Here is a 15,428-nt window from a genome sequence, read left to right on the forward strand (position 1 = left end):
GAGCATTTTTTTCATGACACTGGCCGTGTTCATGGCGTTGCAGTACAAACCCGCTGTCCTCAACTACACAACACGTTTTGTCGACTTTGCCGAGTACATGTTGCTGCACGGCATCACACTGTTCCCGATTGCCGACGACCTCAAGCCTTATCCCGACTATACGGTTCTCAATACCCTGTTGGTCTATCTGGTTTCCTTGCCGTTCGGCCGGGTGTCCATTCTTTCCATGGGTTTTCCGTCCTGCGTGGCCGCTTCGCTGATGCTGGTATTCATTTATCGGCTGGGCGCGTTGCACAGCAAGAAATGGGGCGCGTATGGCGTTCTTTTCAGCCTGCTCACCTGGGCTTTTCTTGACGGCGTCAACTCACTGGCACTGGATATCTATCCGGCGCTGTTAACGGTGATGTGCTTCTACTTTGCCTATGCGGCCGATGTAAAAAAGGACCCGCGTCGCCTTGCATTTCTGTACCTCGGGTTGGCACTGGGTTTCGCCTTTCGGGGGCCTATTGGCTTGATCGGACCCGCGACTGTCATTGGCGCCTATTACTTGCTGAGCCGGCAGTGGCGCATGTTGCTGCTGTATTCATTGCTCTCGGGCGTGATTCTGACTCTTGGCGTTGCGCTGCTGGCATGGGCCGCCTACTTGCAAGGGGGGCAAGCGTTCCTCGAGGAAGTGCTGAACATGCAGGGCATCGGACGCTTCGGTTCCGACCACGCGCCACGCTATTACTTCTACTTCTCCGCAGGCCTGTTTACCTACGGCATCACGGTGTTTTACGCCATTAATGTAATTATCAAGAAGTACAAACTGTTCTTTCGCTCGACCCGCGATAAAGACATCGACCTGCTGCTGTATCTGACCGGGTGGCTGTTGGTGCTGCTGGTGCTGTTTACAATCCCCAGCTCGAAGAAAGCGCGCTACATCCTCGCAATCACCCCGGCCATTTCGCTGCTGGCCGCTTATCTCTTCGTCAGCAAGGAAGCCGCCTTGGTCCGCGCCAAAAACGGCCTGCTGAACTTCTGCCTGAAGTTGCCCATGCTGGGGTTGGGGATGCTGGTGGCGGTGCTGGTCTACAACAACTTCGCCGATGTCCCGCTACAGCCCAACTATCTGGGCGTAGCCTTGGGATTGTCTGCGCTGCTGAGCTTCTACCATGGCAAACACCAGTACTTCGCCGAGCATCCCTATCGGGAGTTCATGACGCTGTCGTTTGGCGTAGCGGCTTTTCTGATACTGGATATGTTTTTCTTCAACCCGATCACCTACCACTTGGAACTCATGATCGAACCCACACCGAAGTTTCTGCCGTATTGGTTTTGGTGAAGCCTCTTCCTGAGACATGAGTTAGCGACACGACTGTCCAGCATCCACATATTGGTATCTGACAGGTTCATTACGCATTCAGGGTACTGAATCGGCGGCAGGGCCCTGCACAAAAGCAGTCGTTTGCAGCAGGAAAAAAATAAAGGTGGCGCCCGCTTTCGCGAGCGACACCTTCATTCATTGCCCGCTAATCAGGCCTTCTTGTCCGCCTCTTCCAGCGCTTTTTCAGCGTTGAACCCGTCGAAGTTCTCGAATACGCCCAGAAAGCCCGGCACGGTCACTTCTCTCGCCCAGTCGCGCTGTAGTTCGCAGTACATTTGCACCCGGCTGATGAGCTTCGCGCCCGCCTGTTCCATTCTGCGCAACGCCGCCTCGTGCGCGGCGAGCGATGTGCCGCCGACCGCATCGACTGGCACATAAACGTCATAACCTTCCTGGATCGCGTCGAGCACCGGGAATGTCAGGCACGCTTCGGTCCAGAGTGCAGTCATGATCAGCTTCTTGCGCCCGAGCGCCTTGACTGCCTGCTTGAATTGCGTGTCCTCCCAACTGTTGATCGATGTGCGGTCATAGGTCGGCAGATGGCCGAGCACCTGTTGCAGCTCCTGGATCGGCGGCTTGTTGCGGCCGGTCGCGACATTGACTGTCGAGTGGATGATCGGAAGGTTGTAGTTGACCGCCGCCATCGCGACGCTGGTTATGTTGAAGACGAGTTCATCACGCGGCATCGAGCGGATCGAAGAAACCTGAACAGGTTGATAATCGATGATGATCAACGCCGAGTTTTCCGGGGTCAGTAGCTGATCGGTATGGGGGTTGCGGAGAGTCTCGCTTGCCATTGGCAAATCCTTTTCATGGGTGACGCACGTTTGTGAATCAGGCCGGAGCCTGTGCGGGTGATGGGTTCCGAGACACGTGCGAATGACGCCATGCCCGGAAAATCCATTGTGCTGTTCCCATGTTTGACGCAGTAGTAGCATTGCGCGACGTGCTGTGTCGCGAAATGAGGAACGCAAGCGTGGATATCGAAGAACTGCAGACCTTCGTGGAAGTGGCTGATGCCGGGGGCATTTCGCAGGCTGCACTGCGTCTTGGCGTGTCGAAATCGATCGTCAGCCGCCGCCTGGCTCGGCTTGAAACCGAATTGGGTGTGCAATTGCTGGCACGCTCCACGCGCGGGGCGGCGCTTACCGAGGCCGGTGCGACGTTCCGGGACTACGCCGCCAGGGTTTGCACCGAGATCGACATCGCCAAGGAAACGATCCTGCCCGCCGGCGCCCTCCGCGGCCGCTTGCGCGTGGCCGTGCCGCTGTCGTTCGGCCAGAGTCACTTCGCCCCGATGCTGGCAGAAATGGCGCGTCGGCATCCGCAGCTGCACATCCAGACCTGTTACAGCGATCGCTTCGTTGACCTCATTGCCGAGGGGTACGATTGCGCCATCCGGGTGGGCTATATGCAGGACTCCAATCTGATCGCCAGACGGATTGGCCCGGTCTACACCAAGCTCGTCGCGAGCCCCGCCTACATCAACGCGCATGGAGAACCCCAGACGCCGGATGAACTGATTGCCCATCAGGCGCTCATGCAGGGCACCGAAGCCTGGCAATTCATGGATGGCGACAAAGTCATCACGGTTCGTCCACAAGGCCGCTTCAAGGCCGACAACGGCATCGCCCTGGTCGCCGCCGCGACCGCAGGCCTCGGTGTCGCCTACCTGCCCGACTGCCTCACCCATGAACACGTGGCATCCGGCGCACTCGTGCCGATCATGACAAACCATCCTCCCCCTCCGGCCGGTGCCTACATCATCCGCCCGCCGGGTCCGCACCCTGCGCGCAAAATTCGTGTGCTCACTGAACTGCTGATCGAGTTCTTCGGCGAAACGCCACACCTGGCGGTGCAGCCGCTGTCACATCAGGATGATGCGCTGGTGTGAGGTTGGGCTAAGCGAGAGCGACAGACTTCCTCTTTATCCGCCGTTCGCGCAGGGCCGCTATGGGAAAGCGGTCACTCGCGAGTGTCGCCTTCTGACCGGAAGTTGCCCGTAGGCACAGACAGCAATCGGCCAAAAGCGGACATCGTCTAAAGGAAGCCTTCGGACTAAAAGAAAGGACTTTGCCTTAAAAAGCCGATAGTCTGATGCACTTGTTATCAGTAAAAATCCAGGCGAAGGGACATGGCACTGTCTAAAGGCGATCTCATAAAACTAATCAGCGCTGAGCACGCAAAAATAGTTTCAACTGATTGGATTAACTCTCGCGAGGCAGCGCCAGGAGATATCGCTTCGGTGGAAGAAGTCTATATCGGAGAAGATGGGCAGATCGTTCGTCTTCTGTGCGAATACCGTCCGGGCTTTCTAGAGTGGCGAACGGTGTTTTATGAGGCAGGGTTGACTTATGAGTTTCTTCCTGCCGCCGCTGACGTCACCACTTAAACTTTTGCCTCCGACAATTACTGCCCCCCAAGAGCTGCTTATGGAACCTAGTTCACCAGAAAGCAAATCAAAAAGAATAATTCTAACAGTGGTAGTATTTTTGCTTTTTGGCGCATGGCTTTATTATGTAGGCTGGGCTTCTAAAATTTCAGCAAGAACAGTTTTGATGCCTGAAATCCCCGAGTGGAGTACATACCTGCTGATCGGCTCCATTACTGGGCTTACCGCTGCAATTCGAACACTCTACAAGCGGCCTGAACGCAAGACAGCAATACAGGCTCTAAACTATTTTACTGGATGGTTCTGCTTAGGATTTATTCTATCTCTGAATGGTTACGACACCGCGACCTATCTTTTACCTGGCAAAATTATTAGTTATAAATCTTCATATGAGCTGAGATATCCCGGCCCTTCCAGGGGAAAGTTTGGTCGTTGCGAGGCAGGTCTATGGATCGAAGATAAAAGTACAAGCCGCTGGATTGAGCTTTGCACGAACAAAATGGATTTGGATAAAAATATACAACAGGGAATGCAGCTCGTATGGGTGAGTGCCCGCACGAATAGAATAGGTAGCTACATTATGAGCTATACTTTTATTTATAATTAAACCTACCACAATAAAATCTTGCTTTCGTCTCTTCCCACCTATATGAGGTGCACGATGTCTAGCCGACACTCGCCATCCCCTACAAGAGCAGTCTTAGATCTGCAAAACGCACGTTCGCTTTTGGGAAAGCGGCTGAGCATGCTGCTGCACGACCAGTACTATTTCAACGACGAGAAAGATCTGGGACACATAGGTTCTCTAGAGTGGCGTTTTGGCGAGGGAGAAGTTCTATCCATGTATCTCTTGAGTGATGGTGAGAGAGTAGGCGCGGATTTGTTGCCTTCTGATACACCGGTTTCATTCGAGATAGAGCCGAACGTGACCTGCTCCTGGAGGAGGGAAAACTTGCTTGCAGATCTATCAGCCACCCACCTTGAGAATACAAAAATTTGCGCCGTTGAGGGAATGCTTGACTCTTTCAACGGCCAAGAGCCTTGGCTGGTGGGATTCAGAGTTACATTCGAGACCGGTGACTCGTTGATCTACCTTAACCAGGGCGACGATGCCGTCGTATTGATTAATGCACTATACCCTGCAAGTGTAGGCCTCGAAACCCGCTTAGTTACCTCGATTTAATGACAACTACGGTCGTTTTGAACCTGTCGCGACAGGCAACAATCGGCCAAAAGCGGACATTCTCCGAACCTATTCGCTTGAAATCGCGATATTCGACTCGATCTTTTCCCCCATACTGATGCGAGGCTCAGTCGAGTAGCCCAGTGAAAAAAGGGATGGATTAAAGTCCGTCTCAGTGAGCGAGGCGAACGATTTGAGCGGACTGTTATGTAACAATACGCCTAGCCTTGCTGTTGCTCATATATGGCGACCAACTGCTCTTGGCTGTGACTAGTGCCAGGCCAGGGTGCATGTATCTCAACCAAATCAAATTCGGCATCGCCGTTTTTGGCGAGCTCTATAATTTCTTCATCTGTCAGTGCTGCATATTCTGGCCACTGATCGATTAAGCCTCTGGCATTTGATACTGCAGCATCTTCGGTTTCACCAATATAAAGCTCTTCAATCTGTGCGTGCCCATAGGTAATCATGTAAAAGGACATTTCTTCTCCTGGCTCTACAAAATTTTTAAATTGGTACATAAAGTTTGGTTAAGACTCAAAAGGGGGCACTAACATCTGCAAAAAGGCCGCGACCCTTCAGGACCGTCGCGCCTGCAGCAAATTGTCACCCACTACGAGGCCAACCACAAAGAGCTTCAAATTCAATATACGTTTTCGTAGACTTCTTGATTGCCTGACCTAGGGGCATGAGCAAGCGGTCAAGCTCAGACTTGCTTACTCCCCCGCTAGCCAAAACTAGGTAATTAACGTATTTCACGAAAATTGAGTAGCAATCAACTGCACTCTTTCCTGTACCAGACTGCTTCCATTTGTTTTTCGTATCGAAAAGTAGCGACTTACACTTCTGCCTCTCGTCGGCAGTTAATTTTCCGAAGATCGCCCAAAGCGACCTGATTGCGTGCTGGTCATAAATCGGATTTATCTTATCTTTCAGATGCATTGCAAAGGCATAGAACACCACATCGGTATTTGTTGATACTGGCTGCTCTGTGGCATAGTTCGCACAGAACTTCTTGTATGCCTTCCATTTCCCTAGCTTCCACAAAAGAGCCTCTGCAAGGTCTTGTGGAGAATCCGAACTATTGTTCGAGAAATTTTCCGTACCTACGAGTCGGGGGAAAACATCTTCGTCGTATTGATACCCAAGCTTCGCTAGTTCTTTCGTTGCTTTCTCAATTGCGGCTTTGTCCAAGCGCCCCTCAGAAATATTCTCCTGAAGACTAGTAATTAGTTTTCCCAGAGGGCTTTCTTTGATCATCTGCGAAGTCTCGACTGCAGTGGCTAACTTTTGATTAAAGGGCAATAACGGGGAAGGAACAATAATGGGCCAATAATTTGGACAAATCTATTCCCCTCTTGGGAATAGGTCAGATCTATGGCCCATCCATAGCTAACTTTCCTCAGCCTCTGCTTGAAACACCTCAATGAGCTTCTGGTTGTAATCATCAAGGTAATTCTGCAAGCCCTCACGATCGACTAATCGCACTCCAGCAGTACCGGCCAACTCTTTCGCGGACTTTGTGTAGTAGGAATTGGTAACCACCATAGCCTCGTCACACGCATAGAACGCTTTGGCAGAGATTGCTTGCTGCACTGCGGCATTCCCAACAGAGCCCGTGTAATTTTTGGCCTGGATTACCATGTTTTTGCCGAACCGACTGACAAAAAGATCGGCGCCCTGATCAGCAGTCTTTTTTGTTTCCTTCACGTCAAACCCGATAGTTTGGAAAATCTCGACCAGGAATGCCTCAAACTGAAAGCCGTCCATAGCATCCACGAGATACATCGTGATGAATCGATTCGGATTGAAGTGCTCGAGCTGACTCCCAAGGCGCTCCACCAGAATGTGGAAGTAGATGCTTTCACACCAACCGAGACCCTTACGGAATTCGGCTAGTGGTAGTAGTGGAACACTGGCCGTCGTTCCTGCCTGAGGGGTAAATTGAATGCTTGGGTACGAAACGTCGTTTTCCCAGAGATAGTAGTAAAATAGAGCGAGGTCGGATCGAAAGGTTGTCCCTGCCTCCTCGATCCAGGAGCGGAGAGTCTCTGTCAGATCCGTTTTGATGTGCCGGCTGAGTTCTCTGGAAAAGCCGAGATAGACAGAGTTGAACGCAGTGGTCAGAAGCAATTTGTCCAAAAGCGAAGGTTGCCCCTCAAGCTCATCAAACCCCTTGCGAATAAGAACCTCACGAAACAGCTCGCGTTCGGTGTACACCCCATCGAACCTGGGGCCGGGCACGCCAACATCAGAGCTACCAGAAGCAGTCTCACGAGTGGTATGTATAAAGTTCGTAAAGTACGGCTGCTTGAGTTGCGCGTACTTTCTCAAAACGTTGTTGAGCAGATCGTTCAACTGCGCCTGTTCTTTCTTTTTCCCCAGAAAATCCTTGATGAGTCCTTTGGATTGGTACTGAAAATCGGGATAGAACGAAGGATCAAGGGGAGTAAGATGCTGAACGCGCAATTCAGCCGAGGGAGAGACCTGTGAGCTGTTGCACCATGGGCACGCGGTTTCAAATGTCGTCTTATTGCATCCGTTGCATTGGTAAATCATCGATGTCGGTTCCTAGATAGATTTTTCCGGTGCCCTTCGAGCGTCGCTGCAATCATTAGCTCGCACTGGCTCGTGGAAGACACTACGCAGAAGAAATACCGCAATAGGCGAACCGACGATAGCCCAGTGCCATCCTCCCGTCTATGTGACTATTTGACGAGCCCGCGTTCCTGAGCAGAAATGGGGACGAGTTTATTTCCAGAAAATACACCGCTCCACGTGCCCCCTTTCGAAACCCGATCACGCCCTCCCCATCTCTTCATACGAAACATCAACAAACGCGAGCGTCTTTAAACAGGTTTTTTTGAAGCGGTTAAACGGGTGGATCAAGAGTGGTCTCACTCTTTTTTTTTGAGCGGCCGCTTTCGGCCAGAAGCGGACATCGGCAAGCGACCCCTGCCAGTCCTCGCGACGGGCAGCAGTCAACCCATACCAGCCGAATGACAACGCCGTTCGCCACGGAACAAGAAGCTTGAGACAGGCGCGCGTCATGTACATTGATAACACGCCGTACCAGCTTGGCCCTGAGCATCGTCCTGCGTCATCGGCTTTTCGCATTGTGGAAGCTGTTTCTCCATTGCCGAAATTAAATCTAGGCTATGCGTGTTCGAATCAATATTGAGATTGGCTCATGACCCGGAAAATAGCTCTTCTAGTTAAAGTGTTTGATAAGGAGGAATACGCTGATGCATTCATTCAAACAGGAGAGATGTTCTGTAAGACGATTGGGCAGTTCAAACGGATAGAGGGTGATGTCGCACGAGGTGACCAATTTGAGGCACCTTCGGATTGGCATCAACCTGACCGCATATCTCTGACGATTTCATTTAAAACGCCGGACGGGGAGGAGAAATCCTTTCCAATAGAAGGGCTGGCCGGCCCGCTAGTGATGCAGAGCACAGCGCACGATCGTCTGAATGCTTTCTGTATGTACGCTGTTACCGTACCGGACTTCGAGGAATCGTATGAAACAGAAGAGGAGCGACTGCGCGTGGTCGAGAAAATCAATTCAATGTTGAAGATACACGCAACGCTAGGCGAGGAAATGCTTTCGCTTGGAGAGCATGCCGTTCTAATCATAAAGGTCGCGGATTTCATCGATAAAGTAAGCAAGGCCGCCAAGTCGGAGGGCTATGCGTCTTGGCGAGGCCTTATCGATTATTTTGATCCCGAGACCTTTCACGGCAGTTTCGGAGTGGTTGAGTCCGTTTTTAAAAAGCGAAACATCTACTCCTATCAAAAAGAGTTCAGATTTTTTTTCGACTCAAGCAAACCCGAGGGAGAGAAAACTCTTCATGTCGGTCCTTTGGATGGAATTGCTTTCAAGCTCAAAACCAGCGAAATCAACAGCAAGTTCGATATGAAGCTCGCCGAGGATCAACACGCAAACGGGGACTCAATTGGGTAGTAGTTTGCTCCGTTGCAGCGGATGCTGAGACATGCCTAAAACAAGGCCAGCGCGTTGCATGGAAGAAGTCGTTTCTTCGGCGACAGCTTCTGGCCGTCTTCAGCACTTTACGGCAGGCAACAATCGGCCAGAAGTAGTCATTCGATGTATCTATGAAAACTCAGGGCAATTCATCAAGCGAGTCAGGTGCGTATCAACTCTGCGTCAAACCAAACGTCTTCAAAATTATTGCCGTCGATGTAAAAACGATAGCCTGGCGGCAAATCGAGATATCCGACAACTTCCGGTAGATAGTCCGTGATGTGCGCTACATGAAGGGGTGAAAAAAAATCGTCAGCCTCAGACCACTCCATACCGCACCACAGGTACCAACCATTCGTACCGTTTTCCGGATTAACCCTTAACCCATTTATGGGCTGAAGCCCCAGGGTCCCCAACGCTATTCCGATTTTTGACCCCGATTGTGGTCGATCTGGGGTAACTCCCTGCCATTCACAAATGCTTTGCTCCTTCCTTACTCGCATGGCGATTTTCTCCAAAGATTGAGGTGCCATACAGTTCGCACTCTCATGGCTGGGGTGTTGGGTATGGGCCGATTACTAACTGTAACGACTGGCCCGAAGGAGTCGATGTCGGTCAATCATAACAGGCAGAAATCCACCATTTTCAGTCTTTAGCGAACGGCTGCAATGGGTCGGAAGCGGTCACTCATGAGCGTCCGCTTCTGGCCGAAAGCCGACGGTCGCGAACGGCAGCAATCGGCCAAAAGCGGTCGTTCGCAAGTGCCGTTTTCGACCAATTGCGAACCTTCCTCGCAATGATGGCATCCTGAATCCTTATTCCACTTGCTTTCTACCCAAAATACCCGCACCTATACAGAACTAGGCCAACAAGAAGGGGGTAGCCATGAGGCTAGAGTCATTCAGAGTTCGTAACTATCGCTCTATCAATGACAGCGGTGAAATCGCGGTCTCTCGTATTACCGCCCTTCTGGGACGAAACGAGAGCGGCAAGTCGAACCTGCTTCGTGCATTGCACAGCCTAAACCCGATTACAGGATTCGAGGCTTTGAGGCCCATTAAGGACTTTCCCCGTCACAGGCGCCTAGAGGAGTGCACAGACGACACGCCCGTGTTGTCAACGACATGGGTTTTAGACGATGACGACAAAGAAGCTCTGCTTGAAGTACTTCCGCGGGCCACGGAGGTGTCCCTGGTCATCGTCGCGCGTAGCTATGGCTCGTTAAGAACTGTTAGATTCCCCGAGCTCAAGGCAATAGTCTTCGACGAAACCGACATAAAAAACAAGGTTAAGAGGGTAGCTGCGGCGGTGCGCGCTGCAGCGCTGAAGCAGGAGACCCCTAGCGCGTTGGATGCGGCAGCCGATGCCTTCGAGAAAGTTGCGACCGCCACAAGGTTACGTGACACGTGGGCTAGTCAGATGGTGGCTGCGGCAAAGGCTCTGCGGACAGCGCTGGCCGGCGCTGATGCTGAGTTGACTGACAAACAAGAGGAGACGCTCTCTGAGCTCGAAGAGCTGGCCGATAGCATCGTGTTTGACAAGGATGCCCAACAGCAGGCTCGTAGCTGGGCTGCTGGCGCAATTCCGAAGTTCATCTATATCGATGAATACCCGGAACTTGATGGCCACCAAGACATAGCCGCCTACATCCAACGGAAGTCTCAGGGGCAGCTTGAGGATGCGGACCGAAACTTCGAGAAACTGTGCAAGGTCGCAGGCCTCAATCCCGATGAGCTGCAGAAGCTCCATGGGCAAAATGATCATGAAACGCGGAATCAGCTCGCGAACCGTGCCAGCGCTGTTGTCACAGGTGAGATTAAGCGGCTGTGGAAAGATCGCGCGCTAAAGATTCGTTTTAACCTCGACGGCCCCCACATCGATACCATCATCTCTGATCCAACGAGTACCTATGACGTTGAAGTTAATCTCAACGACAGGAGCCGAGGTTTTCAGTGGTTCTTCGCCTTCTACATCACGTTTTCGGCTGACACAGACGGAGGCCATGCGGAGAATGCTGTGCTCCTGCTGGATGAGCCCGGCCTGTATTTGCATGCCAAGTCCCAATCAGATCTCCTCCATCATCTAGAGGTGGACTTCTCCAATCAAATCCTCTACTCCACGCACTCACCCTTTATGGTGCCGACGCATGCGCTCGATTTAGTCCGTACCGTCAACATCTCGGAGGAAGTTGGAACCACAGTCACGAACGATCCGACGGGAGATGCTAGGACGCTGTTCCCGCTGCAGGCAGCGCTCGGCTATGACCTTGCCCAAAGCCTCTTTGTCGGCCCCAACAATCTTGTTGTCGAGGGGGTTACGGACTTCTGGATCATGAGCGCTGTTAGCGCCTATATGTCCGAAAAGGGAAGAACGGCACTGAGTACCGCTCTCACAATGACTCCAGCGGGAGGTGCGCAGAAGGTCTCTTACATGGTTGCGTTACTGACGTCGGAGGCTCTCAACGTGTTGGTTCTTCTAGACACTGAGCGGGACTCAAGGGTCACCAAGGACGAGCTTCTCAAGGCGAAGCTCATTCGCGATCAGAACGTCGTATTTGTTTCGGAAGCGTTCTCGTCCCAGCCGAACGAAGCAGATATTGAGGACTTGCTAGATCCGGTAGTGTATGAGGCGCTTGTGCGAGAGGCCTACAGCAAAGAGTTGAAGGGGAAGGCGTTGAAGTTAAATGTCAATATCCCGCGGATCGCCAAGCGTATTGAGGAGGGCCTTGCGAATCTTGAAATCCCCTTCCATAAAACTCGACCGACACGGCTATTCCTCAAAAAGATGGCGTCGGAACCCGAAAAGGTATTGCCAGAGCAAAGTCTTGAGCAATTCGAGGCGCTGTTTGCATTGATCAATGAACGGCTCAAAAAGCACGTTGCTCGGGATGCTAAGCCCTTCGAGAGTTAAAAGTGAAAAGGCCGCGTCAAGGGGCGGCCTATTTATATCAAATGTTACACCATGCTCCCATTCGAGCGATGGGTGTGCTTCACCTGATCTAGCTGTCCACTTTGGTCCGTGGCGGATGATGCTGCACGATACACCGTGCCCTCACAAGCTGGGGTCCGTAGGAAAGCATCGTTGGCTTGTGGCAAAATGCTTTCATGACCACATACCATGGAGCAGGATCGAGTGTCAGACAATGATTTCCCAACGCCTAGTGAGTTTTTCTTATCTGTGGCTATGTATAAGCCTTACAAGTGGAACGATGCTAGCTTGGATAAGGTGTTAGATCTAACTAAATTTACAGGTTCAATTGATACTTATTGTGTGGAGTGCAAGGATAGAAGTTTGTTCGTCGTTCAATATCCTCATATTTCGGCAGTCCGCGAAGATTTCCATACCAAAATTCAAAAGCCTTTTATTTGCGTAATTGAAGCCAAGTGCTCTCGGGTAAAGCAGCACATTGCATGTTATGTTTTCAGGATTCACCAAAAGGATGGAGTGACAAAGATAGGTCAGTACCCATCCGCCGCTGACGCTGCAAAACAAGAACTAAAGAATTATCGTAAGGTTTTAACTGATGAGCATCAAAAAGGCTACACTAAAGCTTTAGGTCTTTTCTCTTATGGCGTAGGTGCTGGCTCTATAGTTTATCTTCGGAAGATTTTCGAGCACTTGGTAGAAGAAACTTATCAAGAAGCCAGAAAAGATGAAGCGTGGATGTCTATTCATGGGGAAGCGTATCCAACACATAAAATGGCAAATAAGCTAGCGGCTCTAGAAAACTTCCTTCCATCTGATTTGGTGCAGCATCCAAGATTGTACGGGTTTCTTTCTCAAGGGCTCCACGGACTTTCAGAAGAAGAGTGCCTAAAGTTGTTTCCGATGTTAAGGCTGGCCATTGAGTTTATACTGAGTCAGAAGCTGGAAAGGCTTAACGCAAAGCAGAGGCGTGAAGAGCTAGAGAAATTACTTAACAGCACTCAGACATAAGCTGATTATTGCGAATCGGAAAATCAATTTCAGGTTTTTTGGGAGGGTTTTTAGTGTTAACCAACTAAAAGACCTTCCCCATATAGTGTCTGTTTTTTAATTGCTAGATACCTCAAACGTTAGGCGTTGAAGCATGAGCCCAATTTTTCATCCCTTAGAGAAATAATCTATTCATCAGAACCCCTAAAGTTTCAAGGCCATTTATTGCCCACGTCAGCTCTTACATCGTCCGACTGCTTATGGCAGCTTTTGGCCGGTTTCTGCCTGTCATGACGTGTAGAAATCGGCCAATAGCTGCCTCTCGTGACCGTCCGATATCGACCCATAGCTGCCGATCACGATAGACAGAAGTTATCCAATAAACAATCACATATGATTGACGCATTAAAGGCAATTCATTTCATTTTAGAGAAAAATAGTACGGATTATTTTCTCGGAAAAACCTATACCATTTTCGCTTTTCATCTCGTTATTTTTCCTGCCCGCTTTTCGATCTCTTCCAACTCGGCAATGGGTAAAATACCACCTTTGTGAGCGAGATAGCTGGGCAGATCTGTGTGAACTCCTTTCTGAAGTGCTCGCACCAGTAAAACGATCTGACCCTCTCCTATTTTGGCAACATCCTCAGCAGTCAAAATTTCTCTTGGAGCGCACATTACGGTCCAGTTCAGTTGCTCATTGATATTCAGATTGATTGCCACACCTTCGGGGCTCATGAGAATAAGAAATACAACAGCATTCGGAAAACCAACGATACTGTTGAAGGTCTTGTTGCCTACAGCTGAAAATAATGATTGGCCCCGGACCATCGCAACTTCGCCACCTTTTTGGTGCCAAAGCCCTTTGTGCAGTTCCTTACCATAATCCGTATCCAATACTTTCGCCCCAAACAAGCAGTAAGCAATACCTATTGCAAGCTTCGGAAGAAACCGGCGATCAAATTGTACATCGACGGAAAGCCCTATATTCCGTTTCTGCACACCTTCACATTCGGTCTGAAAATACTCGATGCGTTGGCGATCTAGGTCATCAGGAGTCGAAAAACCGAAGTCAGCAAGATTGGCACCGCCTAACTCTCCACAAAGGATTTTTTTGACCTTTCGACCTTGGAAAGCCTGCTCAAAGCACAGCAAAGTAGAACGCGGATCTTTGTGCGTACGCTCCGAGAACATGAAGTACGCCCTGGTTTTTACTTGCTTGACGGTACGGGGGTTGCCTCCCACGTACGCATACATTCTCTCATCGTGTGGACGAATCCAATATACCTGCTCACCATGTGGTCCAAGCCATGCTTCACATACATATCCGTCGGGTGTTTGAGGGGGAGATAGATCACAGTTCCCCATGCATATTAGCGAAACTCCGACTGGTTTGTCTGGGTCGTAAAACGTCAGTGAAGACTGTCTCAACCAGTTAGACACCATCCAGTTTTTCTCGAATGATGCATCGACGAACAACCCTAGATTGCTATTGCATCTCCCGCAAACGTCCCTGGTCTTCAAAAAATCTGGCGCATATGCGCCGCCAAGAAATTGAGGGATTACATGCTCGATTGTGAACTCCGAGTCATCTTTATCAGTTCGGCAATAAATACAATGTCTCATCAACCTTTCAACCGTTCCGAATAGCTGGCCCCAAAGACTAGCACACTGCCATTACATCATTACGCATGCTAAACAATAGACGCTCTGAGCCGCCCTCGTTGTTTGCATGAAGCAAAAATCTCAAATCAAACCAACAGAGTGACAGCTTCTGACCGATAGCAGCCCTGTCATCAGTGGTAGCTATCGGGCAATGCTAGAGAGCCAAAGCCATTGCGTTGGTCTCGCAAAGCTTTAGCAGGCGCTGATCGAAGGCGTTCATATTTCAACCATTTGCCCGCTACTAGTACGTTCTGTCTTAGCCATACACGTACAAAAGGTCGTCGATCAGCTCTAGCTCCTGCTGCGTGTACTGAACCTTGTTGTACTGTCTAATGTCCTCAAGCACACCCCTGATCGGAACTTGCCGCGAAGGATCCTGAACAATTTCGATCAGACGGTCGTAATCGGGATGTCTTCCCTTGAGGTATTTTTCAATCAGTTCTTTGAGCGCTACGCGCGCCTCTAGATCGGTTAGCGCTGTTACTTCTCCGGCATAATCGTGACTTCATCTGCTTTGATGATAGTGGTGGTACCAGGTTTAGGGATGCGTTGCTGCGCACCACCCTTACCGTACTCAGGATTCGATTTGGTGAACGGCTCCAGTTTCGGACCTTTACCACCGAGTTCGCGCTATCTTCCTGTGACGGTGTTTGTCCACTGTCCACTGTCCACTGTCCGCTTCTGGCCGAAAGCGGTCAGTCGCGACCGTCCGCTTTTGGCCGATAGCTGCCAGCCAAAGTCAACTATTTCCAACTCAGCGCAGACATTACACGGGATGGCGTTGGATTTTCTCCAGACGTCATTCAAGCCGTTCTTTCGCCATCCTCACGCCCGGTGTTCAAAATACCTCGTGGCTCAATCATCAATTTTGATGAGCAATGGAATTCACCGGTACTGAATTCCATCCGGTCATCGCGGCC

The 15,428-nt window shown here is 50.6% G+C and carries 15 protein-coding genes and 2 pseudogenes; 8 read left to right on the plus strand and 9 right to left on the minus strand.

The features are described 5' to 3' along the window. Positions 1-13: 13 nt before the first annotated feature. The gene (locus E4T63_RS14210) at positions 14-1,324 is read left to right on the plus strand and encodes an ArnT family glycosyltransferase (RefSeq protein WP_135295821.1); all 1,311 of its coding nucleotides are present in this window, start codon (positions 14-16) and stop codon (positions 1,322-1,324) included. A gap of 191 nt (positions 1,325-1,515) precedes the next feature. Here E4T63_RS14210 and E4T63_RS14215 read toward each other — a convergent pair whose 3' ends face one another. Beyond that, entirely contained in the window at positions 1,516-2,163 is a 648-nt protein-coding gene (locus tag E4T63_RS14215) for a hydrolase (protein ID WP_135295822.1), read from the minus strand. Between the two features lie 179 nt (positions 2,164-2,342). Between E4T63_RS14215 and E4T63_RS14220 the strand changes: the two genes are divergently transcribed. The 4 genes from E4T63_RS14220 (at position 2,343) to E4T63_RS14235 (ending at position 4,941) form a co-directional block, all read left to right on the plus strand. Further along, the gene (locus E4T63_RS14220) at positions 2,343-3,260 is read left to right on the plus strand and encodes a LysR family transcriptional regulator (protein WP_135295823.1); all 918 of its coding nucleotides are present in this window, start codon (positions 2,343-2,345) and stop codon (positions 3,258-3,260) included. Positions 3,261-3,500: 240 nt separating this feature from the next. Beyond that, positions 3,501-3,758 carry a hypothetical protein gene (locus tag E4T63_RS14225; protein WP_135295824.1) on the plus strand — a complete coding sequence of 86 codons (258 nt, stop codon included), beginning with the start codon at positions 3,501-3,503 and terminating at the stop codon, positions 3,756-3,758. Further along, complete coding sequence (locus tag E4T63_RS14230) at positions 3,721-4,365, plus strand: hypothetical protein (protein ID WP_240795640.1); 645 nt, start codon at positions 3,721-3,723, stop codon at positions 4,363-4,365. Before E4T63_RS14225 ends, E4T63_RS14230 begins: the two co-directional genes overlap by 38 nt. A 138-nt stretch (positions 4,366-4,503) precedes the next feature. After that, complete coding sequence (locus E4T63_RS14235) at positions 4,504-4,941, plus strand: hypothetical protein (RefSeq protein WP_240795639.1); 438 nt, start codon at positions 4,504-4,506, stop codon at positions 4,939-4,941. 221 nt (positions 4,942-5,162) lie between these two features. Here the strand turns inward: E4T63_RS14235 and E4T63_RS14240 are convergent, their stop codons facing one another. The 4 genes from E4T63_RS14240 to E4T63_RS14255 all read right to left on the minus strand — a co-directional run bounded on the left by E4T63_RS14240 (position 5,163) and on the right by E4T63_RS14255 (position 7,998). Beyond that, positions 5,163-5,423: a hypothetical protein gene (locus E4T63_RS14240; RefSeq protein WP_092305925.1), complete on the minus strand. Its 261-nt coding sequence runs from the start codon at positions 5,421-5,423 to the stop codon at positions 5,163-5,165. Between the two features lie 124 nt (positions 5,424-5,547). Next, positions 5,548-6,201 (minus strand): hypothetical protein, encoded by a 654-nt coding sequence (locus tag E4T63_RS14245; RefSeq protein ID WP_135295826.1) that lies wholly within the window; start codon positions 6,199-6,201, stop codon positions 5,548-5,550. 132 nt (positions 6,202-6,333) lie between these two features. After that, on the minus strand, positions 6,334-7,500 hold the full coding sequence (locus E4T63_RS14250; RefSeq protein WP_092305927.1) for a restriction endonuclease: 1,167 nt from the start codon (positions 7,498-7,500) through the stop codon (positions 6,334-6,336). A 240-nt stretch (positions 7,501-7,740) separates the two neighbouring features. Then, positions 7,741-7,998 carry a hypothetical protein gene (locus tag E4T63_RS14255; protein ID WP_135295827.1) on the minus strand — a complete coding sequence of 86 codons (258 nt, stop codon included), beginning with the start codon at positions 7,996-7,998 and terminating at the stop codon, positions 7,741-7,743. A 133-nt stretch (positions 7,999-8,131) separates the two neighbouring features. On the opposite strand from E4T63_RS14255, the gene E4T63_RS14260 reads away from it, so the two are divergent. Next, entirely contained in the window at positions 8,132-8,908 is a 777-nt protein-coding gene (locus tag E4T63_RS14260) for a hypothetical protein (RefSeq protein WP_135295828.1), read from the plus strand. 182 nt (positions 8,909-9,090) lie between these two features. Here the strand turns inward: E4T63_RS14260 and E4T63_RS14265 are convergent, their stop codons facing one another. Beyond that, positions 9,091-9,462, minus strand: a complete 372-nt coding sequence (locus tag E4T63_RS14265; RefSeq protein WP_237403186.1) for an immunity protein Imm33 domain-containing protein — start codon at positions 9,460-9,462, stop codon at positions 9,091-9,093. 352 nt (positions 9,463-9,814) lie between these two features. Between E4T63_RS14265 and E4T63_RS14270 the strand changes: the two genes are divergently transcribed. Both E4T63_RS14270 and E4T63_RS14275 read left to right on the plus strand, forming a co-directional pair. Further along, positions 9,815-11,839, plus strand: coding sequence for an AAA family ATPase (locus E4T63_RS14270; RefSeq protein ID WP_135295829.1), 2,025 nt, complete (start codon positions 9,815-9,817; stop codon positions 11,837-11,839). A 222-nt stretch (positions 11,840-12,061) separates the two neighbouring features. Further along, a complete protein-coding gene (locus E4T63_RS14275) occupies positions 12,062-12,865 on the plus strand; it encodes a hypothetical protein (protein ID WP_135295830.1) in 804 nt (267 codons plus the stop codon). A 461-nt stretch (positions 12,866-13,326) separates the two neighbouring features. Here the strand turns inward: E4T63_RS14275 and E4T63_RS14280 are convergent, their stop codons facing one another. From E4T63_RS14280 to E4T63_RS28865, 3 genes and pseudogenes are all read right to left on the minus strand, one after another. After that, positions 13,327-14,100 (minus strand): hypothetical protein, encoded by a 774-nt coding sequence (locus E4T63_RS14280; RefSeq protein ID WP_240795638.1) that lies wholly within the window; start codon positions 14,098-14,100, stop codon positions 13,327-13,329. A 249-nt stretch (positions 14,101-14,349) separates the two neighbouring features. Beyond that, positions 14,350-14,469: pseudogene (locus E4T63_RS28955) on the minus strand (HNH endonuclease); the annotation flags it as partial. Between the two features lie 831 nt (positions 14,470-15,300). Beyond that, positions 15,301-15,374 (minus strand): annotated as a pseudogene (locus E4T63_RS28865) (cupin domain-containing protein); the annotation flags it as partial. Positions 15,375-15,428 lie beyond the last annotated feature (54 nt).

The organism is Pseudomonas fluorescens (genome assembly GCF_004683905.1).
Lineage (GTDB): Bacteria > Pseudomonadota > Gammaproteobacteria > Pseudomonadales > Pseudomonadaceae > Aquipseudomonas > Aquipseudomonas putida_A.

Excerpts from the sequence above, each read along its gene's own strand:
- E4T63_RS14210 (WP_135295821.1), top strand. The coding sequence starts at position 14 with ATGACACTGGCCGTGTTCATGGCGTTGCAGTACAAACCCGCTGTCCTC.
- E4T63_RS14215 (WP_135295822.1), bottom strand. The coding sequence starts at position 2,163 with ATGGCAAGCGAGACTCTCCGCAACCCCCATACCGATCAGCTACTGACC.
- E4T63_RS14225 (WP_135295824.1), top strand. The coding sequence starts at position 3,501 with ATGGCACTGTCTAAAGGCGATCTCATAAAACTAATCAGCGCTGAGCAC.
- E4T63_RS14230 (WP_240795640.1), top strand. The coding sequence starts at position 3,721 with ATGAGTTTCTTCCTGCCGCCGCTGACGTCACCACTTAAACTTTTGCCT.
- E4T63_RS14235 (WP_240795639.1), top strand. The coding sequence starts at position 4,504 with ATGCTGCTGCACGACCAGTACTATTTCAACGACGAGAAAGATCTGGGA.
- E4T63_RS14240 (WP_092305925.1), bottom strand. The coding sequence starts at position 5,423 with ATGTCCTTTTACATGATTACCTATGGGCACGCACAGATTGAAGAGCTT.
- E4T63_RS14245 (WP_135295826.1), bottom strand. The coding sequence starts at position 6,201 with ATGATCAAAGAAAGCCCTCTGGGAAAACTAATTACTAGTCTTCAGGAG.
- E4T63_RS14250 (WP_092305927.1), bottom strand. The coding sequence starts at position 7,500 with ATGATTTACCAATGCAACGGATGCAATAAGACGACATTTGAAACCGCG.
- E4T63_RS14255 (WP_135295827.1), bottom strand. The coding sequence starts at position 7,998 with ATGTACATGACGCGCGCCTGTCTCAAGCTTCTTGTTCCGTGGCGAACG.
- E4T63_RS14260 (WP_135295828.1), top strand. The coding sequence starts at position 8,132 with ATGACCCGGAAAATAGCTCTTCTAGTTAAAGTGTTTGATAAGGAGGAA.
- E4T63_RS14265 (WP_237403186.1), bottom strand. The coding sequence starts at position 9,462 with ATGGCACCTCAATCTTTGGAGAAAATCGCCATGCGAGTAAGGAAGGAG.
- E4T63_RS14270 (WP_135295829.1), top strand. The coding sequence starts at position 9,815 with ATGAGGCTAGAGTCATTCAGAGTTCGTAACTATCGCTCTATCAATGAC.
- E4T63_RS14280 (WP_240795638.1), bottom strand. The coding sequence starts at position 14,100 with ATGTATGCGTACGTGGGAGGCAACCCCCGTACCGTCAAGCAAGTAAAA.